Genomic DNA, 21209 nt, shown 5'->3' on the forward strand with positions numbered 1-21209 from the left:
GGGCTGGGGTGAGGGCGCCGAGCACCGGCCATTGGTCTCGCTGCCCAGGGCTGGGCGTGGGGGCGGGCATCCCTCATCCGCCCTGCGGGCACCTTCTCCCGGAGGGAGAAGGCAATCTGAAGCGCCCTTCGGGCGCGCTGTTTGAAGGGGGGAACACCCATGCACAAGCTCGACCGCTATGACCTGAAGATCCTGCGCATCCTCTCCGAGGACGGGCGGATCACCAAGTCGGCGCTGGCCGAGGCCATCAACCTCTCGGTGACCCCGGCCTGGGAGCGCGTGCGCAAGCTCGAGGCCGCCGGGCTGGTACGCGGCTATCGCGCGCTGATCGACTGGGGCGCGCTGTTCCGCACCCAGCAGGTGCTGGTGGAAATCAGCCTGGCGCGGCACACCGCGCAGGACATGCGCCGCTTCGAACAGCGCCTGGCCGAGGCCCCGGAAGTCGCCTTCTGCTACGCCACCGGAGGTGGCGTGGACTACATCGCGATGATCCGCGCCCGCGACATCGACCACTACCAGCGCTTCATTGACGCCCTGTTGCTGGAGGACCTGGGCATCGAGCGCTACTACACCTACATCGTCACCAAAACGGTGAAGACGGCCGAAGACCTTCCGCCGGCCGAGGCATACGAGTAGCGCCGCCGGCACGAGTCTAGGCATGATCGCGGCTTCGTTCGCCCCACTGGAGAAGCTGCCTTGGCCCTTGACCCGATTTCCCTCAAGCTTTTCATCCGGGTGGTCGAGGAAGGCCGCATCGCCGCGGCGGCGAACAGCGAGCACATTGCCGCGGCGGCGGTGAGCAAGCGGCTCGGCGAGCTGGAGGCGACCCTCGGCACGCAGCTGCTGATCCGCACCAACAAGGGCGTAGTGCCCACCGCCGCCGGGTTGGCCTTGCTCGGTCCTGCGCGCGCCGCGTTGCGCAGCCTGGAGCAGATCGAGTCGCAGATGGAGGACTATCGGCTCGGCGTTCGCGGCGACGTCCGGATCGCCGCCAACATCTCTTCGCTTTCCCAGTTTCTGCCCGGCGACCTCAAGGCCTTCTCCGCACGCTACCCGCAGGTGAACATCCATCTGGAGGAAAGCGTCAGCACGCGCACGCTGCAGGCCGTGGCCAGCAATTCGGTCGACATCGGCATCTTCAGCTACGGCAGTCTGCCGGTGGATCTGGAGGTGCGCCCCTACCGCCGCGATCAGCTGATGCTGATCACTCCGGCCGACCATGTTCTGGCGGGCAGGCAGAAGGTCCGCTTCCGGGACACGCTCGATTACCCGTACGTGGGCATGCGCGCCGACAGTGCCCTGTCGATCATGATGGCGGCGGCCGCCAACGAGATGGCGCGCCCGTGGCACGTCCGGATGCACGTGGCCAGCTATGACGTGCTGTGCCTGATGGTCGATGCCGGGCTCGGGTTGGCGCTGCTGCCGAAACAGGTCGCCAGACATCACGCCAACCAGCTGGCGCTCGCGGTGGTCGAGATGGACGAGACCTGGACCTATCGCGAGCTCAAGCTCTGCGTGCGCGATTACGCCGCGCTTCCGGTGGCCGCCCGCCTGCTGGTCGATCACCTGCAAGGCAAGCCCTGAGCCATCCTTTTGGCGCTGGCCATCGCGAGGCGCGATGGCGGGCTCGCGATCCATTGCTATGCAGCCCTGCGCGAACGCCCCTACATTGCCTCCAAACAATGACAAGGAGGCGACAATGGCCGAGGCCAAAACGCTCTTTCAGAAACTGTGGGACAGCCACCGGGTCGTCGACCTGGACGATGGCGAAGCGCTCATCTACATCGATCGTCACCTGGTCAACGAAGTGACCAGCCCCCAGGCGTTCGAGAGCCTTGCTCGCCGTGGCCGCAAGCCCTGGCGCGTCGATGCGGTGCTCGCGGCCGCGGACCACAACGTACCCACCCTGATGCGCTCGCAGGGCATCTCCGACGAGCTGGCGCTGGTGCAGGTTCGCGCCCTGGCGAACAACTGCCAGGCGCTGGGTATCACTCATTATGGAATGGATGATGCGCGCCAGGGCATCCTGCACGTCATCGCGCCGGAGCTGGGCGTTACCCAGCCCGGCATGACCATCGCCTGCGGCGATTCCCATACCAGCACGCATGGCGCCTTCGGTGCGCTGGCGTTTGGCATCGGGACCTCGGACATCGAGCATCTGCTGGCGAGCCAGTGCCTGCGCATGCGGCCGCTCAAGACGCTGCGCATCACCGTCAGCGGCACCCTCGGCAAGGGCGTTTCGTCCAAGGACCTGGCCCTGGGCATCATCGCCCGGCTGGGTGCGTCGGGCGGCGCAGGCCATGCCATCGAATTCGCTGGCGACACCATCGAATCGCTGTCGATGGAGGCGCGCATGACACTGTGCAACATGTCCATCGAGGCCGGTGCCAGGATCGGCCTGGTCGGCGTCGACCAGACCACCATCGATTACCTGAAAGGCCGCGCGGCCGTGCCGTCGGGCGACGCCTGGGAGCAGGCGCAGGTCTACTGGCGCGAATTCGTCAGCGACGAAGGCGCGCGTTTCGATCGCGAACTGGCCATCTCGGCGGAAAGCATCCAGCCGTTCGTCACCTGGGGCACCTCGCCGGACATGTCCTGCACGATCGACGGGCGCGTACCCCACCCCGAGGACGTCGAGCCGCTGCGCAGGGAGAGCTACACCCGCGCGCTGTACTACATGGATCTCTGTCCGGGCATGGCGATCAGCGATATCCGGCTGGACAAGGTCTTCATCGGTTCCTGCACCAATGCCCGGATCGAGGACCTGCGCATCGCCGCCTCGGTGGTGAAAGGGCAGCGGGTGGCCCCCGGCATTCGCCAGGCACTGGTCGTTCCCGGCTCCGGAATGGTCAAGGCGCAGGCCGAGGCCGAAGGCTTGGACCGGATCTTCGTCGACGCCGGATTCGAATGGCGTGACCCCGGCTGCTCCATGTGCTTAGGGATGAACGAGGACCGGTTGCAGCCCGGCGAACGCTGCGCCTCCACGTCCAACCGCAATTTCGAAGGTCGCCAGGGCGCCGGTGGTCGATCCCATCTGGTCAGCCCAGCGATGGCGGCCGCGGCTGCCATCGCCGGGCATTTCGTAGACGTGCGCAACTGTTGAGGGAGTCGGCTCATGCAACCATTCACCACACTTGACGGGCTGGTCGTTCCACTGGACAGGCGCGACGTCGATACCGACGCGATCATGCCCAAGCAGTTCATGAAATCGATCCGGCGTACCGGGTTCGGGCAGAACCTGTTCGACAGCTGGCGCTACCTCGACGAGGGCGTGCCGGGTGCCGATTGCAGCGACCGGCCGCTGAATCTGGAGTTTCCCCTCAACCAGCCTCGTTACCAGGACGCGCAGATTCTGCTGTGCCGGGACAATTTCGGTTGTGGCTCGAGCCGAGAGCATGCGGTCTGGGCCATCGAGGAGTTCGGCTTTCGCGTGCTGCTGGGTACCCGCTTCGCCGACATCTTCTTCAACAACTGCCTGAAGAACGGCGTCCTGCCCATCCGCCTGGCACCCGAGGTCATCGATTCGCTCTTCGTTCAGGTTGAACAGACGCCCGGGCTGCGACTGCAGGTCGATCTGCCGAAGCAGCAGGTTCGTTGCGGCGAGCAGCAATGGGGCTTCGAAATCGACAGCCATAGCAAGCATTGCCTGATCGAGGGCCTGGACGATATCGACTTGACGCTGGAGCGCGCCGGCATGATCGAGCGATACGAGCAGCAGCGGCAGCAGCGAACGCCGTGGTTGTTCGAGCCGGTCAAGGGGCTGTGACCAGGCCGGATATCCACAGCATCAAGGCGGTTTCCGACGTGGCGGGCTCCGGCGCGTCATAGCGCGCGCGGCTGGTCGTGGTTGCCCGCCGCGCGTTCCAACTCCCATTCCAATAACAAAAGGGGCACGTACGTGCTGACGATCATCATCATTCTGGCCATCCTGTCGTCCATTGGCATCGGCTACTGGCTGAACATCAACATCGGCCTGCTGGCGATGGGATTTGCCTACATCATCTCGGTGCTGGTGATGGGGCTGAGCAGCAAGGAGCTGCTGGGCTACTGGCCGATCAATCTGTTCTTCATCATCTTCGCCATCACCTTCTTCTTCGGCTTCGCCATCAGCAACGGCACGCTGGACAAGGTTTCCCACCGCACCGTGTACATGGCGCGCCGCATGCCGGCGATGATCCCCTTCGCTCTGTATGGCCTGGTCATGCTGATTTCCGGGGTGGGGCCAGGACACTACGCGGTGTTCGTCTTTCTTTCGCCGTTGGTGATGTCGGTCGCGGCGCGCACCGGAATGAGCCGCGTGCTGGGGGCGATCATTGTGGTCTGCGGCGGCATGGCCACCACCTTCGTGCCCATCAGCATGGGCGGCCGGGTCACTCAGGGCATTCTCGAGAACGCCGGCTACGATGTGGTGACCGCGGCGAACCATACGCACGTGCTGCTGATCGACGCCTTTGTCGTCAACACGGTGATGTTTCTCGCGGCCTACGTGCTGCTCAAGGGATACCGCACCCGCCATCTGGACAGCGAGCCGCCGGAGCCGCTGGACCCCGCACAGCGGCGCACGCTGGCGCTGATCCTGGCGGTCATCGCCGCCATCGTGTTGCCAAGCGTGCTCGCCGCCGCGATGCCCTCGATCGCCTTGCTGGGCACGATCGCCTCGCGGATGGACGCCACCTTCGTCTCCATCATCGGTATCGTCCTGGCGCTGATTCTGCGCGTCGGAAACGAGAAGGACGCACTGGCCAAGGTCCCGTGGGCGATCATCGTACTGCTCTGCGGCATGGGCATGCTCATCGCGGTAGCGGTTAAAGCCGGGACCATCAGTGCACTGTCGCAGTGGCTGGCCACGCACGTCAGCGCCGCCAACGTCCCCTACGCGACCGGTATTGCCGCGAGCCTGATGAGCTTCTTCTCGAGCACGCTCGGTGTGGTGATGCCGACCCTGTTCCCCATGGCGCCGAGCCTGGCAGCGCAGACCGGCACCAGCGAGACGCTGCTGCTGGCGGTGATCATGCTGTGCGCCTCGATGACCGGCTTCTCGCCCTTCTCTTCCGCGGGTGCCCTGGCTCTGGCCGGCGTACAGAGCGAGGCGGAGCGGGGGAAACTGTTCTTCCAGCTGCTGCTGTTGCCTTTCATCGGCGTGTCCTGCGTCCTGCTGCTGGTGTTCCTCAGGCTGATCGGCTAGCCGGTCAGGCATCGTCCGTCCGTTGGCGACCCGAGGGTCGCCAACGGACGTTCAGCCAGGTTGGTCCTGCAGCCTGCGGTTGAATACGCCCGAGTGCGCCAGGCCAGCATCTGAGCGACGAAAGCCCTGGCCGGTCCCTCGCAGGCAAGGCTAGAATGCGCGCCGCCTCGGCCATGTCGGCCGGGCAATGGGTTCCCTCACCCCATCACCCTCAAAAAGGACATGCCATGCTGCAGCTCCCTTCGTCGGTTCGCCGCGCCACCCTGGCCGGCCTGATCGCTTTCCACATCCTGATCATCATCGCCAGCAACTACCTGGTGCAATTGCCGATCACCCTGTTCGGCTGGCACACCACCTGGGGTGCGTTCAGTTTTCCGTTCATCTTCCTGGCCACCGACCTGACCGTGCGGCTGCTCGGCAAGGGCCCGGCGCGGCGGGTGATCGCGCGGGTGATGATCCCGGCGCTGGTGGCTTCCTACGTGGTCTCGGTGCTGTTCCACCAGGGTGCATTCGGCGGTCTGGCGGCGCTCGGCGAGTTCAACCTGTTCGTGTTCCGCATAGCCGTGGCCAGCTTCCTCGCCTACGCGCTCGGCCAGATCGTCGATATCCAGGTGTTCGACCGCCTGCGGCGGCTGCGCCAGTGGTGGATCGCCCCCAGCGCCTCCACCGTGTTCGGCAACCTGCTGGACACCTTCGTCTTCTTCTCCATCGCCTTCTGGCACAGCGACGACCCCTTCATGGCGGCGAATTGGGTTGAGATCGCCAGCGTCGACTACGTGATCAAGCTGGTCGTCAGCCTGGCGCTGTTCGTGCCGCTGTACGGCATGCTGCTCAACGCCATCGTGCGCCTGCTGCCGGGCCAGCGAAGCACCGCCACGGTGTAAGCGGGAAAGCCGGTAAGAGCCGATAAGAGCGCTGGAGGCTGGAAGGCTGGACGAAGGGCGGGCCCACCATCCCGTTTCTTCTCCGGCGTAGGGTGGAAAACGGCGCAGCCTTTTCCACCGCCCCTGGGTACATCGAAGTTCGGTGGACAAGCAGAGCGTTGTTCACAATACGCTGCCTGTAGCCTTCCAGCCTTCCAGCCTTCCACCCGTTTCCCGTTTCACCCCCGGCAAACAGAAAGAACCCCCAGCGCCCCGCCGCGCTACGGGAAAAACCCCAAGCCGCCCTTCCCTAGCATGTCTCCCACGCCACGGCCCGGAGACGTCGTCATGCCGCTCAATCACCCCCTGCTGTTCAAATCGCTCTGCTACCTGGACGGGCAATGGGTCCACAGTCGCAGCGGCGCCAGCATCGCTGTGCACAATCCTGCCAACCGGGCGGAAATCGGCCATGTGCCGATGCTCGAACGCGAGCAGATCGTCGCCGCGGTGGATGCCGCCGAGCGCGCCTTCGGTCCCTGGCGGGCGCGCGGCCTGGACGAGCGCGCGGCCCTGCTGCAGCGCTGGGCCGAGCTGATCCTGCAGCACCAGGAAGACCTCGCGCTCATCCTCAGCGAGGAGCAGGGCAAACCGCTGGTCGAGGCGCGCGGCGAGATCCGCTACGCCGCGAGCTTCATTCCCTGGTTCGCCGAGGAAGCCCGGCGCCTCTACGGCCAGACCATTCCCAGCCACATCCCCGGTGCCGAACTGGCCACGCGCAAGGAGCCGGTCGGCGTCTGCGCCCTGCTCACCCCGTGGAACTTCCCCAGCGCGATGATCACCCGCAAGGCCGCCGCGGCGCTGGCGGCCGGCTGCACGGTAGTGGTCAAGCCGGCGCACGAGACGTCCTACTCGGCCTTCGCCCTGGCCCAGCTGGCCGAGGAAGCGGGCCTGCCGGCCGGTGTGTTCAACGTGGTGCTCGGCGAGCCGCAGATGGCCATGGAAACCCTGGTCGGCGATCCGCGGGTACGCTCGGTCAGCTTCACCGGCTCGACCCGGGTCGGCCGGCTGGTGGCCGCCGCCGCGGCGCCCGGGGTGAAGAAGCTGGCGCTGGAGCTGGGCGGTAACGCGCCTTTCATCGTCTGCGCCGACGCCGACCTCGATCACGCCGTGCAGGTGGCGCTGGACGCCAAGTTCCAGACCTCCGGGCAGGACTGCTGCGCGGCCAACCGCATCCTCGTCGAGCGGCCCGTCTACGAAGCCTTCCTGCAGCGCTTTTCCCGCGCCGTACGCGAGCTGCGGGTCGGACCCGGGCTCGACGAGCGCAGCCAGATCGGCCCGCTGATGCACCAGGCGGCCTTCGACGCCACCGCCGCGCGGGTCGCCGACGCCCTGGAGAAGGGCGCGCGCCTGCTCGCCGGTGGCGAGCCGCATGCCCTCGGCGGCTGGTTCTGGCAGCCGACCCTGCTGGCCGACGTCACGCCGGACATGCGCCTCTACCGCGAGGAGAACTTCGCGCCCATCGCCGGCGTGCTGCCCTTCGACGACCTCGACCAGGCGCTGGCCATGGCCAACGACACCGAGTACGGGCTGGCGGCCTACGTCTGCTCGAACCGCCTGGACGTGGTCCACCGGCTGGTGCGCCGGCTCGAGCACGCGATGGTGGCGGTCAACGGCAGCAAGTTCACCGGGCACCCGATCCCCTTCGGCGGCATGAAGGCCTCCGGCCTCGGCCGCGAGGGCGGCAGCGAGGGTTTCGAGCCCTTCGTCGAGACCCAGTACGTCTGCATCCACCACCAGGGGCAGCGCTACTAGCGCACCCCTCCGAAATCTTTCCCCTCTCCCGCCGGAAGAAGGCCGGGTGAGGCAGCGGAACCCACCCCATCACCGCAAACGGAGAAGCCCATGAGCCACGACTACGACGCGCTGTTCGCCCAGGACCGCGCCCACTTCATGCACCCGTCCACCCACGCCCACGACCACGCCAGCGGCGCGCTGCCGGGGCGCATCATCAAGAGCGCCTCGGGCATCCGCATCAAGGATCACGAAGGCCGCGAGCTGATCGACGCCTTCGCCGGGCTGTACTGCGTGAACATCGGCTATGGCCGCACCGAGGTGGCCGAGGCGATCTACAAGCAGGCCAGGGAACTGGCCTACTACCACACCTACGTCGGCCACTCGACCGAGGCCATCATCGAGCTGTCCCGGCGCATCATCGAGTGGGCGCCGCAAGGCATGAAGAAGGTCTACTACGGCCTCTCCGGTTCGGATGCCAACGAAACCCAGATCAAGCTGGTGCGCTACTACAACAACGTGCTCGGCCGCCCGCGGAAGAAGAAAATCATCTCCCGCCAGCGCGGCTACCACGGCTCGGGCATCATGACCGGCAGCCTCACCGGCCTGGCCAGCTTCCACCAGCACTTCGACCTGCCGCACGCGGACGTTAGGCACGCCGCCTGCCCGCACTTCTACAAGGCGCCGGCGGGCATGGACGAGGCCGCCTTCGTGCGCCACTGCGCCGAGGACCTGGAGCGGCTGATCCTGGCCGAGGGCCCGGATACCGTGGCGGCCTTCATCGGCGAGCCGGTGATGGGCACCGGCGGCATCATCGTCCCGCCGAAGGGCTACTGGGAGGCGATCCAGGCGGTGCTGGCCAGGTACGACATCCTGCTGATAGCCGACGAGGTGGTCTGCGCCTTCGGCCGCCTGGGCACGCCCATGGGCAGTCAGCTGTTCGGCATGCGGCCGGACCTGATCACCACCGCCAAGGGCCTGACCAGTGCCTACGCGCCGTTGTCAGCGGTGATCGTCGGCGAAAAGGTCTGGGACGTGATCGAAGAAGCGTCCGCGCGCGACGGCGCCATGGGCCACGGCTGGACCTATTCCGGGCACCCGATCTGTGCCGCCGCGGCGCTGGCCAACCTGGACATCCTCGAGCAGGAGAACATCACCGGCAACGCCGCCGAGGTGGGCGCCTACCTCAACGCGCGGCTGCGCCAGACCTTCGACGACCACCCGCTGGTGGGTGAGGTGCGCGGCATCGGCATGCTCGCGGCCATCGAGTTCATGGCCGACCGCGAGGCGCGCACGCCCTTCGATCTGGCGCTCAAGGTCGGCCCGAGGGTCTCCGCCGCCTGCCTGGAGCGCGGCATGATCGCCCGCGCCATGCCGCATGGCGACATCCTCGGCTTCGCCCCGCCGCTGGTGCTGACCCAGGCCGAGGCCGATCTGGTGGTGGACATCGCCAGGCAGGCGGTGGACGCGGTGGCTGCCGACATACTCTGAAGCACTTCCCGAACCCGGCGACAGAAAAAAGTCGCCGGGGCCGTGGCGCCGCCGTTGCGATGGCTGGGCGATACCAATAGACTGCCGCGCTCGCCTGGCCGTTCCAACAGAAAAACCCGCCTGCCGGGCGCCCCCCAACCCAGAAAACAGGATTGCCGCTCGTCCTTCGCGACGAGACCGGTCAGCGCATGGCATGCCGCCATGTCCCCGCTGCCCGAACGGCGGCGGTCCGCCCCCGGATGATTTCGAAGAGTGGCGCGGCCGGTTCGACCGGCAGCCAGCGCGCCAGCCTTTCGCAGCCACAAGCGCAACGCTTCCACGTGCACCCGAGAACCCATGGGAACCAAGGCCGCAAGGCGCTTGGCGTAGCGGCGCTGCCGCATCCCGCGCCCGGGCCTGCACGCCAATGTCATTTCCTAGTAGGCAGACACTTACATGAAAAAATTGATAGCCGCGCTGCTGACCGTCAGCCTCGTCGGCTGCACCAAGCCGAGCGAGCCCGAAAAGACCGTCGACGTCCTGCTGATCGGCGGCGGCATCATGAGTGCCACCCTGGGCACCTACCTGCTCGAACTGGAGCCGGACTGGAACATCGACATCTACGAGCGGCTGGACGCGGTCGCCGACGAAAGCTCCAACGCCTGGAACAACGCCGGCACCGGCCATTCGGCATTCTGCGAACTGAACTACACGCCCGCATGGCGGCGACTCTGCGCGAGCTGATCGGCGGCATCCGCGACGGCGTCAGCCAGATCAGCAGCGCCGCCGAACAGCTCTCGGCGGTAACCGAGCAGACCAGCACCGGGGTCAACAACCAGAAGGTCGAGACCGACCAGGTGGCCACCGCCATGCAGGAGATGTCCGCCACCGTGCAGGAGGTCGCGCGCAACGCCGAGCAGGCCGCGCAGGCGGCCACCGAGGCCGACGACGAGGCCCGCCAGGGCGACAGGGTGGTGGCCGAGGCGATCGCCCAGATCGAGCGCCTGGCCAGCGAAGTGAGCCGTTCCACCGACGCGCTGAAGGTGCTGGAAAAGGAAAGCGACAAGATCGGCAGCGTCATGGACGTGATCAAGGCGGTGGCCGAGCAGACCAACCTGCTGGCGCTCAACGCCGCGATCGAGGCCGCCCGCGCCGGCGAGGCGGGCCGCGGCTTCGCCGTGGTGGCCGACGAGGTACGGGCGCTGGCCCAGCGCACCCAGAGCTCCACCGCGGAGATCGAAGGGCTGGTCGCCGGCCTGCAGGGCGGCACCCAGCAGGTGGCCACGGTGATGCTCAGCAGCCGCGAGCTGACCGACCGCAGCGTCGAGCTGACCCGTCGCGCCGGCGGTGCGCTGGAGAACATCACCCGCACGGTGTCGAACATCCAGTCGATGAACCAGCAGATCGCCGCCGCCGCCGATCAGCAGAGCGCGGTCGCCGAGGAAATCAGCCGCAGCATCCTCAACGTGCGCGACGTGTCCGAGCAGACCGCCTCGGCCAGCGAGGAAACCGCCGCTTCCAGCGTCGAGCTGGCGCGGCTGGGCAACGAGCTGCAGGACATGGTCAGCCGCTTCCGCGTCTGACCGAGCCGCCGGCGGGCGACGGTACCGGGTCCCTGCCGGCCTGGCCTGATCTCAGAAGAAGGTCAGGCCGGCCTGGAATAGGCGCTCCACGTCGCGGATGTGGCGCTTGTCGACGAGGAACAGGATGACGTGGTCGCCGGACTCGATGACCGTGTCGTCGTGGGCGATCAGCACCTCGTCGTCGCGGATCACCGCGCCGATGGTGGTGCCCGGCGGCAACGCGACACGGCGGATCTCGCGGCCGACCACCTTGCTCGACTTCGCATCGCCGTGGGCGATCACCTCGATCGCCTCGGCGGCGCCGCGGCGCAGCGAGTGGGCGCTGACGATGTCGCCGCGGCGCACGTGGGTCAGCAGGGTGCCGATGGTGGCCAGCTGCGGACTGATGGCGATGTCGATCTCGCCGCCCTGGACCAGGTCGACGTAGGCCGGGTTGTTGATGATCGACATCACCTTGCGCGCGCCGAGGCGCTTGGCCAGCAGCGAGGACATGATATTGGCCTCGTCGTCGTTGGTCAGCGCGAGGAAGATGTCCGCCTCGTTGATGTTCTCCTCGACCAGCAGGTCGCGGTCCGAGGCGCTGCCCTGCAGCACGATGGTGCTGTCCAGCGCTTCCGAGAGGTAGCGGCAGCGCGCCGGGTTCACCTCGATGATCTTCACCTGGTAGCGGCTCTCGATGGCCTCGGCCAGGCGCTCGCCGATGTGCCCGCCACCGGCGATCACCACCCGCTTGTAGCTGTCCTCGAGGCGGCGCATCTCGCTCATCACCGCGCGGATGTGGCCCTTGGCGGCGATGAAGAATACCTCGTCGTCGGCCTCGATCACGGTGTCGCCCTGCGGCAGGATCGCCCGGTTGCGGCGGAAGATCGCCGCCACCCGGGTGTCCACGTTGGGCATGTGGCGGCGCAGCTCGCGCAATTGCTGGCCGATCAGCGGCCCGCCGTAGTAGGCGCGCACCGCCACCAGCTGGGCCTTGCCCTCGGCGAAGTCGATCACCTGCAGCGCGCCGGGGTACTCGATCAGGCGCTTGATGTAGTTGGTGACCACCTGCTCCGGACTGATCAGCACGTCCACCGGGATCGCCTCGTTGGCGAACAGCCCGGAGCGCGTCAGGTAGGCCGACTCGCGCACCCGGGCGATCTTGGTCGGGGTGTGGAACAGGGTGAAGGCCACCTGGCAGGCGACCATGTTGGTCTCGTCGCTGTTGGTCACCGCCACCAGCATGTCGGCGTCGTCGGCGCCGGCCTGGCGCAGCACCGTGGGGAACGAGCCGCGGCCCTGGATGGTGCGGATGTCGAGGCGGTCGCCGAGGTCGCGCAGGCGGTCGCCGTCGGTGTCGACCACGGTGATGTCGTTGGCCTCGCTGGCCAGGTGTTCGGCGAGCGTGCCGCCGACCTGTCCGGCACCGAGAATGATGATCTTCACGAGCGACCCTCTTGGCTGCGCGGCGCGGCAGCGATCTTGATCAGCTTGGCGTAGTAGAACCCGTCGTGTCCGTCGACCTGCGGCAGCAGCTGGCGTCCGTGCGCCTGGGGCACGCCGAAGCGGCCGCCGAGGTCCAGCTCGCGGGCCCCGGGGGTTCGCGCGAGGAAGGCCGCGATCACCTCGCGGTTCTCGGTCGGCATCACCGAGCAGGTGGCGTAGAGCAGCACGCCGCCGACCGCCAGGGTCGGCCACAGCGAATCGAGCAGCTCGCCCTGCAGGGCGGCGAGCGCAGGGATGTCGTCGGCCTGGCGGGTCAGCTTGATGTCCGGGTGGCGGCGGATCACGCCGGTGGCCGAGCAGGGCGCGTCGAGCAGGATGCGCTGGAACGGCTGGCCGTCCCACCAGCCGTCCAGGGCGCGGGCGTCGGCGGCCAGCAGCCGGGCGTCCAGGCCGAGCCGGTCGAGGTTTTCCCGCACCCGCGCCAGGCGCCGCGGCTCCAGGTCCAGGCCGATGAGTTCGGCGAGCCCGGGCTCGCGTTCGAGCAGGTGGCAGGTCTTGCCGCCCGGCGCGCAGCAAGCGTCCAGCACGCGCTGCCCCGGCGCCAGCTCGAGCAGCGCGGCGCACAGCTGGGCGGCCTCGTCCTGCACGCTCGCCTGGCCCTCGTCGAAGCCCGGCAACTGGTGCACGTCGCAGGCGCTGGCCAGGCGGATGCCGTCCTCGCTGAACTCGCAGGGCACGGCTTCGACGCCGGCGGCGGCCAGCTGCTGCAGGTAAGCGTCGCGGGTGCCCTGGCGGCGGTTGACCCGCAGGGTCATCGGCGGATGGGCGTTGTTGGCGGTGCAGATCGCCTCCCACTGCTCGGGCCAGTGCGCCTTGAGCGTCTTCTGCAGCCAGCGCGGGTGGGCCACGCGGATCACCGGATCGCGTTCCAGCCCGGCCAGCAGCGCCTCGCCTTCGCGCTGCGCGCGGCGCAGCACGGCGTTGAGCAGTCCCTTGGCCCAGGGCTTGTGCAGCCGCTCGGCGCAACCGACCGTCTCGCCGATCGCCGCATGCGCGGGGATGCGCGTGTACAAGAGCTGGTACAGGCCGACCAGCAGCAGCGCCTCGACGTCGCGGTCGGCGGCCTTGAACGGCTTCTGCAGCAGCGCCGCGGCCAGCCCGGCCAGACGCGGCTGCCAGCGCGCGGTGCCGAACGCCAGTTCCTGGGTCAGGCCGCGGTCGCGTGGCTCGACCTGGCCGAGCACCTCGGGCAGCGCGGTGCCCAGCGAGGCCTTGCCGGCCAGCAGCGAAGCCAGGGCGCGGGCCGCGGCCAGACGCGGGTTCATCGCCATCTCGGAATCACTCGAAGCGCAGGCCGGGCGCGAACTGCTTACGCCGGCTGTTGTACAGGTCGGCGAAGGCCAGCGGCTTGCCGCCCGGCAGCTGCAGACGGGTCAGGCGGATGGCGCCCTCGCCGCAGGCCACCGTCAGGCCCTCGCGGCTGGCGGCGAGGATCTGCCCGGGCTCGCCGCGGCCTTCGGCCGGCTGCGCCTGGTGCACCTTGAGGGTCTCGCCGGCGAGGCTCGCATGGCTGATCGGCCAGGGGTGGAAGGCGCGAATGCTGCGCTCGATGAAGGTGGCCGGCTGCCGCCAGTCGATGCGCGCTTCCTCCTTGCTCAGCTTGTGCGCGTAGGTGGCCAGCGCGTCGTCCTGCACCTCCCCCTCCAGGGTACCGGCGGCCAGCGCCTCGACGCCCTCGACCAGCGCCTGCGCGCCGAGCGTGGCCAGGCGATCGTGCAGGCTGCCGCCGGTGTCGCCGGCGCCGATCGGCGTAGTCACCTTGAGCAGCATCGGCCCGGTATCGAGCCCGGCCTCCATGCGCATCAGGGTCACCCCGGTCTCGCCGTCGCCAGCCTGGATCGCCCGCTGGATCGGCGCCGCGCCGCGCCAGCGCGGCAGCAGCGAGGCATGGCTGTTGACGCAGCCCAGCCGCGGGATGTCCAGCACCGCCTGCGGCAGGATCAGGCCGTAGGCGACCACCACCATCAGGTCCGGCTGCAGGGCGGCGAGCGCCGCCTGGGCCTCGGCATCGCGCAAGGTCGGCGGCTGCCGCACTGGGATGCCGCGCGCCACCGCCAGTTGCTTGACCGGGCTGGGCATGAGCTTCTGCCCGCGCCCGGCCGGGCGGTCCGGCTGGGTGTAGACGGCGATCACCTGGTGGCGGCTGCCGAGCAGCGCCTCGAGGTGTTCGGCGGCGAAGTCGGGGGTTCCGGCAAAGACGATGCGCAGGGCGGGGTTCATGGTCGCTCGCTAAGAAAAAAGGCTTGCCGGGTCATCGCCGAGCAAGCCTTCGGTGGTAAGGGGTATCGGCTCTCAGGCCCGCTGCCGGTGCTGCTTTTCAAGCTTCTTGCGGATGCGGTCGCGCTTGAGGTTGGACAGGTAGTCGACGAACAGCTTGCCGTTGAGGTGGTCGCACTCGTGCTGGATGCACACCGCCAGCAGGCCTTCGGCGATCAGCTCGTACGGCTGGCCGTCGCGGTCCAGCGCGCGCACCCTGACCTTCTGCGGGCGGTCGACGTTCTCGTAGAAGCCCGGTACCGACAGGCAGCCTTCCTGGTACTGGTCCATCTCGTCGGTGAGCGGCTCGAACTCGGGATTGATGAAGACGCGCGGCTCGCTCTTGTCTTCCGACAGGTCCATCACCACCACGCGCTTGTGCACGTTCACCTGGGTCGCGGCGAGGCCGATCCCGGGCGCTTCGTACATGGTCTCGAACATGTCGTCGACCAACTGGCGGATCTCGTCGTCCACCACGTCCACCGGCTTGGCGAGGGTCCGCAGGCGCGGATCCGGGAATTCGAGGATGTTCAGTATCGCCATATGCGTTTGTGATGCACTTGTGGAATAAATTCAAAACGCGCTGCTAACATGGCGCGCAACTGGGAGATAGGGCTTCACGCCGCGTAAATCAAGGGTTTCGGCGGCGCTAGGGCGCTTTACGTGAAGGCACATAATAAAGGGATTCACCACATGAGGAAATCACTCGTCGCCCTGCTGCTGGTGGCTGTCGGGGGCGTCGCCCAGGCGGCGGTGCAGCTCAAGCAGGGCCATCCGGAGCAGTATCGGGTGGTCAAGGGGGATACGCTCTGGGACATCTCCGGCCGGTTCCTCGACCAGCCTTGGAAGTGGCCGGAACTCTGGCACGCCAATCCGCAGATCGAGAACCCGCACCTCATCTATCCCGGTGACACCCTCAGCCTCGTCTACGTCGACGGCCAGCCGCGGCTGATGCTCGATCGCGGCGAGTCGCGCGGTACCGTCAAGCTGTCGCCGCGCATCCGCTCCACGCCGGTGGCCGAAGCCATTCCCACCATTCCGCTGGAAGCGATCAACAGCTTCCTGGTCAACAACCGGGTGATCGACAGCATCGAACTGTTCGAAGGCGCCCCCTACGTGGTCGCCGGCAATGCCGAGCGGGTGATCAGCGGCAAGGGCGACCGTGTCTACGCCCGCGGCCAGTTCGACGAGGAGCTGCCCGCCTACGGCATCTTCCGCCAGGGCAAGACCTACCTCGACCCGGAGACCGGCGAGTTCCTCGGCATCAACGCCGACGACATCGGCGGCGGCGACCTGGTCGCCACCGAGGGCGACATCGCCACCCTGCGGCTGAACCGCGTCACCCAGGAAGTGCGTCTCGGCGACCGCCTGTTCCCCACCGAGGAGCGCGCGATCAACTCCAGCTTCCAGCCGAGCTCGCCGGCGACCGACGTCCAGGGCGTGATCCTCGACGTGCCGCGCGGCGTGACCCAGATCGGCCAGTTCGACGTGGTGGCGCTCAACCGCGGCGCCCGCGATGGCCTGGCCGAGGGCAACGTGCTCGCGGTCTACAAGACCGGCGAGACGGTGCGCGACCGGGTCACCGGCGAGCGGGTGAAGATCCCCGACGAGCGCGCCGGCCTGCTGATGGTGTTCCGCACCTACGACAAGCTGAGCTACGGCCTGGTGCTGCAGGCCACCCGCTCGCTGGCGGTGCTGGACAAGGTACGTAACCCCTGAGATACCGAGCCCCGCGATGCGGGGCTCTTCGTTTCAACACGCCGCTGGCGTGACGATCAAGGATGATCGCCGATGCTCCACCTGTCTCCCGCCGAACTGGAGGCACGGCTGCGCCTGCAGCTGCTTCCCGAGTTCGGTCCGCGGCGGCTGCGCAAGCTGCTCGACGCCTTTCCCGACGCCTCTTCCGCGCTCAGCGCACCGGCCGCCGCCTGGCGCGCGCTGGGGCTGCCGGCCGCCAGTGCCGAAGCCCGGCGCAGCGCCGAGGTACGTGAACGCGCCGCCTTTGCCCTCGCCTGGCTCGACCAGCCCGGCCGGCATCTGCTGTGCTGGGACGACCCGGGCTATCCGGCGCTGCTCGGCGAACTGCCCGACGCGCCGCCGCTGCTGTTCGTCGCCGGCGATCCGGCGCTGCTCGAGCGCCCGCAGCTGGCGATGGTCGGCAGCCGGCGGGCGTCGCGTCCGGGGCTCGACAACGCCCAGGCCTTCGCCCGCAGCCTGGCCGGCGCCGGCTTCGTGATCACCAGCGGCCTGGCGCTCGGCATCGACGGCGCGGCGCACCAGGGCGCGCTGGATGTCCAGGGGCACACCGTGGCGGTGCTCGGCACCGGTCTGGAGCAGCTGTACCCGCACCGCCACCGCGGGCTGGCCGCACGCATCCTCGAACAGGGCGGCGCGCTGGTCTCCGAGCTGCCGCTCGACTGCACGCCGCAGGCCGCCAACTTTCCCCGGCGCAACCGCATCATCAGCGGGCTGTCGCTGGGCGTGCTGGTGGTCGAGGCCAGCCCGTCGAGCGGCTCGCTGATCACCGCGCGGCTGGCCGCCGAGCAGGGGCGCGAGGTCTACGCGATTCCCGGCTCCATCCATCATCCCGGCGCCCGCGGCTGCCACCAGTTGATCCGCCAGGGCGCGACCCTGGTGGAATGCGTCGAGGACGTGCTCGAGGGGCTGCGTGGCTGGCAGGCGATCGCCCCCGAGGTGCCGCTCGCCGCCGCATCCACACCCGACCATCCGCTGCTGCGGGAGCTGCGCGCCGCGCCCATGAGCAGCGAGGCGCTGGCCGGCGCCTGCGCGCTGCCGCTGGCGACAGTGCTGGCGCAGCTCACCGAGCTGGAGGTCGACGGCCTGGTGAGCTGCGACAACGGGCTGTGGGCCTGGCGCCGGCCGCTCTGAAGACGGACACACGCCCGTCAGGCGGCCTTGCTACACTCGCCGCGTCCATCAGGAGGAGACAGTGATGATCAGCAGTTGGCGCGTGCAGCAGGCGGCCCGGGTGGTGCGGGCCGGCGGCGTGATCGCCTATCCCACCGAGGCGGTCTGGGGGCTCGGTTGCGATCCCTGGGACAGCGACGCGGTGTACCGCCTGTTGGCGCTGAAGGAACGGCCGGTGGAGAAGGGGCTGATCCTGGTGGCCGATTCCATTCACCAGTTCGATTTCCTCCTCGAGGACCTGCCGGAGCGCTGGATGGACCGCCTGGCCAGCACCTGGCCGGGGCCGAACACCTGGCTGGTGCCGCACCGCAACCGCCTGCCCGAGTGGGTCACCGGGCGCCACGACAGCGTCGCCCTGCGGGTGACCGATCACCCGCTGGTGCGCGAACTGTGCATGCTGGTCGGCCCGCTGATCTCCACCTCCGCCAATCCCGCCGGCCGGCCGGCGGCGCGCAGCCGGCTGCGGGTCCAGCAGTATTTCGACGGCCAGCTCGACAGCATCCTCGGCGGCCCGCTGGGCGGCCGCAAGCATCCCAGCACCATCCGCGACCTGCGCACCGGCGCGCTGATCCGCTAGCGTACGGCCCGGCCGGGCCCTTAGCACCGCCCCGTTCGCGCTCGTAACGCCCGGCGCCGCCGCTGTGCCTGTCCGAGCCGCCCGTTTCCTGCAGCGGGACGCCGAGGGGTATGTGGCGGTCGCTTTTCGCATCATGCCGCCCCGGGGTTTCTCCCTAAGCTGGGCCGGGCTGCGCTTCCGGGCGCCGCGACCGCCACCGACCAGCAGAGGGCATGGATGTGAAACCGAGCGCGAAGTCCGCACTGAAAAGGATCGCTCTGGCGGTCTGTCTGGGCCTGGGCCTGCACACCGCGACGGCGGCGCCGAAGCTGGATTTCTCCAGCGAATACAACGCCGGCTCGATCCATGTCGAGGGCGACACCTTCTTCATCGAGCAGGTCGAGGCGCTGGCCGGCGACGAGGTGAAGATCACCCTGCACCTGGGCGGCAGCCTGGGCTACAAGTCGCCCGACCATTTCTATGCGGTGGCCGACAACGCGGTGCAGATCGCCGACACCCTGGCCGGCTTCTTCGGCGGGGTGGATCCGATCCTGCTGCTATCGTCGCTGCCGTTCGTGGTCAGCGACGTGGACGAGGCCAAGGCCCTCTACGAGATCGCCCGGCCGCACTACGAGCAGGTTTTCGCCGACAACGAGCAGATCCTGCTCTACGCCTCGCCCTGGCCGCCCACCGGGATCTGGGCGAAGAAGCCCATCGTCTCCGCCGACAGCCTTCGTAACCTGAAGATCCGCACCTTCGACCGCACCGGCACCCAGGTCTTCAAGGAGGCCGGCGCCGCCTCGATCAGCCTGGCCTGGGGCGATGTGGTGCCGCAGCTGGCCACCGGCGGCATCGAGGCCGTGCTGACCTTCGCCGACCTCGGCGCGGCGGCCAGTTTCTGGGAGCAGCAGAGCGACTTCAGCGGCGTCCAGTACGCCATTCCGCTGAACATGGTGCATATGAACCGCGAGGCCTTCGAATCGCTGTCCGACGCCGCGCAGGCGGCCATCCTCGAGGCCGCCAGGCGCACCGAGGCGCGCAACTGGGAGACGGTGCGCACCCGTGTGGCCGGCAACTACGAGACGCTCGCCGCACACCAGGTGGCGATCCACGACCCGATTCCCGACGATTTCCGCGCGTTCCTCGGCCAGGCCTCGGAGCCGGCGATCCGGGAATGGCTGGACGGCACCGGCGAGCGCGGCGCGGCCGTGATGACCGGCTTCGAGGCCTGGAAGGCGCAGCGATGATCCGGGGCCTGGCGCGGCTGTCGGGCCTGATCGACCGGTTCGGCGCGCTGTGCGGGATGCTGCTCATCGTCTACATGCTCGGACACATCCTGCTGGAGGTGGGGCTGCGCCTGTTCGGCCGCTCCACCTACGTGCTGGACGAGTTCATCGGCTACGGGGTGGCGGCGATGATCTTCCTCAGCCTGCCGTACGCGCTGGAGCGTGGCGCGCTGATCCGCGTTCCGCTCCTGCTCGAACGCCTGGCGCCGCGCTGGCGCTGGCCGCTGGAGCTGCTCGCCGCGCTCGGCGCGCTGGCCGCGTTCGCCCTGCTGGCCAGCTCCTGGTTCAAGGGCGTGCAGCGCAGCTACCAGCGCCAGTTGATCAGCGACACCATGGCGCAGACGCCGCTGTGGATCCCCGAAGCGGCGGTGCTGGTCGGCCTCGGCATGCTCTGCCTGAGCCTGACTGTGCGCGCGCTGCTGATCCTGTCCCGCCGCGGTGGCTACGCCGGCTGAGGAGCTCCCATGGAAATGATCCTGATCGCCCTAGGCGTGGTCGGCCTGCTGCTGCTGACCCTGGCGCTGGGCGTCTGGGTGTTCGCCGCGCTGGCGCTGGTGGCGATCGGCTCGCTGTGGCTGTTCGGCGGCTTCGGCTTCGAGCGCATCGGTCTGATGCTGTCGAAGATCCTGTTCCGCGCCAGCAACAGCTGGGAACTGGCGGCGATCCCGCTGTTCATCCTCATGGGTGAGCTGATCTTCCGCTCGGACATCTCCGAGCGCCTGTTTCGCGGCCTGGCGCCGCTGACCCGGCTGCTGCCCGGCGGCCTGCTGCACACCAACGTGTTCGGCTCCACGCTGTTCGCCTCGGTCTGCGGTTCCAGCGCCGCCACCACCGCCACGGTGGGGCGGATCACCACCCGCGAACTGGCCAGCCGCGGCTACGACCGCGACCTGGCGCTCGGTTCGCTGGCCGGCGCCGGCAGCCTGGGCCTGCTGATCCCGCCGTCGATCATCATGATCGTCTACGGGGTGCAGGCCGAGGTGTCGATCATCCGCCTGTTCATGGCCGGCCTGCTGCCGGGGCTGCTGGTGGCGCTGCTGTTCTCCGGCTTTCTCATGCTGCGCGCGCTGCATCGCCCGGCGCTGGCGCCGCGCGAGGCGCCCGGCGACACCGGCCTGCTGAAGGCCGTGGGACTGCTGCTGCCAATCCTGGTGCTGATCGGCCTGGTGATCGGCGCCATCTACAGCGGCATCGCCACGCCCTCGGAATCGGCCGCCATCGGCGTCGCCGCCGCGCTGCTGCTGCTGGCGGCCGAGCGGCAACTGAGCCTGGGCCTGCTGCTCGAGGCGCTGAAGGGTACCCTGGCGACTTCGGCGATGGTATGCAGCCTGCTGGTGGCCGCGGCGTTGCTCTCGGCGGCCATGGCCTACCTGCACCTGCCGCGCGAGCTGGCGGCCTGGATCGCCGCCCAGCAGTTCTCGCCGGTCCTGCTGCTGCTGGCCGTCGCGCTGTTCTACGTACTGCTCGGGCTGTTCCTCGACGGCATCTCGCTGACCGTGATGAGCCTGCCGATCACCCTGCCGGTGGTGGTCGCGGCCGGCTACGACCCGGTGTGGTTCGGGGTGTTCCTGGTGATCATGGTGGAGCTGGGGCAGATCACCCCGCCGGTGGGCTTCAACCTGTTCGTCATCCAGTCGCTGTCCGGCGAGCCGATCGGCCGGGTCGCCCTCGCCGCGCTGCCGTTCTTCCTGCTGATGTGCCTGGCGGCCGCGCTGATCACCCTCTGGCCGCCGATCGCGCTGTGGTTGCCGCAGGCACTGCGGTAGGCGGCCGTGCCGGGGAGCCGGCCTCCCCGACACGCCCACG

18 protein-coding genes and 2 pseudogenes are annotated in these 21209 nt (G+C 68.5%); 16 read left to right on the plus strand and 4 right to left on the minus strand.

Features of this window, described 5'->3' with window-relative positions; all coding sequences use genetic code 11:
- Positions 1 to 159 precede the first annotated feature (159 nt).
- The 10 genes and pseudogenes from H610_RS0121085 to H610_RS24340 all read left to right on the plus strand — a co-directional run.
- Positions 160 to 636, plus strand: a complete 477-nt coding sequence (locus H610_RS0121085) for an Lrp/AsnC family transcriptional regulator (RefSeq protein WP_028241514.1) — start codon at positions 160 to 162, stop codon at positions 634 to 636.
- Positions 637 to 696: 60 nt separating this feature from the next.
- On the plus strand, positions 697 to 1584 hold the full coding sequence (locus H610_RS0121090; protein WP_028241515.1) for a LysR substrate-binding domain-containing protein: 888 nt from the start codon (positions 697 to 699) through the stop codon (positions 1582 to 1584).
- A gap of 115 nt (positions 1585 to 1699) precedes the next feature.
- Positions 1700 to 3103: a 3-isopropylmalate dehydratase large subunit gene (gene leuC / locus H610_RS0121095; RefSeq protein WP_028241516.1), complete on the plus strand. Its 1404-nt coding sequence runs from the start codon at positions 1700 to 1702 to the stop codon at positions 3101 to 3103.
- Positions 3104 to 3115: 12 nt separating this feature from the next.
- Positions 3116 to 3766, plus strand: coding sequence for a 3-isopropylmalate dehydratase small subunit (gene leuD / locus H610_RS0121100; RefSeq protein WP_028241517.1), 651 nt, complete (start codon positions 3116 to 3118; stop codon positions 3764 to 3766).
- Between the two features lie 132 nt (positions 3767 to 3898).
- Positions 3899 to 5185: an SLC13 family permease gene (locus H610_RS0121105; RefSeq protein ID WP_028241518.1), complete on the plus strand. Its 1287-nt coding sequence runs from the start codon at positions 3899 to 3901 to the stop codon at positions 5183 to 5185.
- 227 nt (positions 5186 to 5412) lie between these two features.
- Positions 5413 to 6069, plus strand: coding sequence for a 7-cyano-7-deazaguanine/7-aminomethyl-7-deazaguanine transporter (locus H610_RS0121110; protein ID WP_028241519.1), 657 nt, complete (start codon positions 5413 to 5415; stop codon positions 6067 to 6069).
- 327 nt (positions 6070 to 6396) lie between these two features.
- On the plus strand, positions 6397 to 7860 hold the full coding sequence (locus H610_RS0121115; protein ID WP_028241520.1) for an NAD-dependent succinate-semialdehyde dehydrogenase: 1464 nt from the start codon (positions 6397 to 6399) through the stop codon (positions 7858 to 7860).
- 90 nt (positions 7861 to 7950) lie between these two features.
- Positions 7951 to 9330, plus strand: coding sequence for an aspartate aminotransferase family protein (locus H610_RS0121120; RefSeq protein WP_028241521.1), 1380 nt, complete (start codon positions 7951 to 7953; stop codon positions 9328 to 9330).
- A 435-nt stretch (positions 9331 to 9765) separates the two neighbouring features.
- A pseudogene (locus tag H610_RS26175) lies at positions 9766 to 10026 on the plus strand (malate:quinone oxidoreductase); the annotation flags it as partial.
- Positions 10026 to 10892 (plus strand): annotated as a pseudogene (locus tag H610_RS24340) (methyl-accepting chemotaxis protein); the annotation flags it as partial. The pseudogenes H610_RS26175 and H610_RS24340, both read left to right, overlap by 1 nt.
- A gap of 51 nt (positions 10893 to 10943) precedes the next feature.
- On the opposite strand, the gene trkA reads toward H610_RS24340, so the two are convergent.
- The 4 genes from trkA to def all read right to left on the minus strand — a co-directional run bounded on the left by trkA (position 10944) and on the right by def (position 15176).
- On the minus strand, positions 10944 to 12317 hold the full coding sequence (gene trkA, locus H610_RS0121130) for a Trk system potassium transporter TrkA (protein ID WP_028241522.1): 1374 nt from the start codon (positions 12315 to 12317) through the stop codon (positions 10944 to 10946).
- Positions 12314 to 13642, minus strand: a complete 1329-nt coding sequence (rsmB, locus tag H610_RS0121135) for a 16S rRNA (cytosine(967)-C(5))-methyltransferase RsmB (protein WP_028241523.1) — start codon at positions 13640 to 13642, stop codon at positions 12314 to 12316. Before rsmB ends, trkA begins: the two co-directional genes overlap by 4 nt.
- Positions 13643 to 13655: 13 nt before the next feature.
- The gene (gene fmt, locus H610_RS0121140) at positions 13656 to 14597 is read right to left on the minus strand and encodes a methionyl-tRNA formyltransferase (RefSeq protein WP_028241524.1); all 942 of its coding nucleotides are present in this window, start codon (positions 14595 to 14597) and stop codon (positions 13656 to 13658) included.
- 72 nt (positions 14598 to 14669) lie between these two features.
- On the minus strand, positions 14670 to 15176 hold the full coding sequence (gene def, locus H610_RS0121145) for a peptide deformylase (RefSeq protein WP_028241525.1): 507 nt from the start codon (positions 15174 to 15176) through the stop codon (positions 14670 to 14672).
- A 150-nt stretch (positions 15177 to 15326) separates the two neighbouring features.
- Between def and H610_RS0121150 the strand changes: the two genes are divergently transcribed.
- The 6 genes from H610_RS0121150 (at position 15327) to H610_RS0121175 (ending at position 21169) form a co-directional block, all read left to right on the plus strand.
- A complete protein-coding gene (locus H610_RS0121150; protein WP_028241526.1) occupies positions 15327 to 16352 on the plus strand; it encodes a LysM peptidoglycan-binding domain-containing protein in 1026 nt (341 codons plus the stop codon).
- A 72-nt stretch (positions 16353 to 16424) separates the two neighbouring features.
- On the plus strand, positions 16425 to 17522 hold the full coding sequence (dprA, locus tag H610_RS0121155) for a DNA-processing protein DprA (RefSeq protein WP_028241527.1): 1098 nt from the start codon (positions 16425 to 16427) through the stop codon (positions 17520 to 17522).
- 64 nt (positions 17523 to 17586) lie between these two features.
- Positions 17587 to 18138 (plus strand): L-threonylcarbamoyladenylate synthase, encoded by a 552-nt coding sequence (locus H610_RS0121160; protein WP_028241528.1) that lies wholly within the window; start codon positions 17587 to 17589, stop codon positions 18136 to 18138.
- A gap of 212 nt (positions 18139 to 18350) precedes the next feature.
- Positions 18351 to 19364 (plus strand): TRAP transporter substrate-binding protein, encoded by a 1014-nt coding sequence (locus tag H610_RS0121165; protein WP_028241529.1) that lies wholly within the window; start codon positions 18351 to 18353, stop codon positions 19362 to 19364.
- Positions 19361 to 19858, plus strand: coding sequence for a TRAP transporter small permease (locus tag H610_RS0121170; RefSeq protein ID WP_043239282.1), 498 nt, complete (start codon positions 19361 to 19363; stop codon positions 19856 to 19858). Before H610_RS0121165 ends, H610_RS0121170 begins: the two co-directional genes overlap by 4 nt.
- Positions 19859 to 19867: 9 nt before the next feature.
- Positions 19868 to 21169 carry a TRAP transporter large permease gene (locus H610_RS0121175; protein ID WP_028241530.1) on the plus strand — a complete coding sequence of 434 codons (1302 nt, stop codon included), beginning with the start codon at positions 19868 to 19870 and terminating at the stop codon, positions 21167 to 21169.
- Positions 21170 to 21209: the final 40 nt, after the last annotated feature.

Source organism: Stutzerimonas azotifigens DSM 17556, from assembly GCF_000425625.1.
GTDB lineage: Bacteria > Pseudomonadota > Gammaproteobacteria > Pseudomonadales > Pseudomonadaceae > Stutzerimonas > Stutzerimonas azotifigens.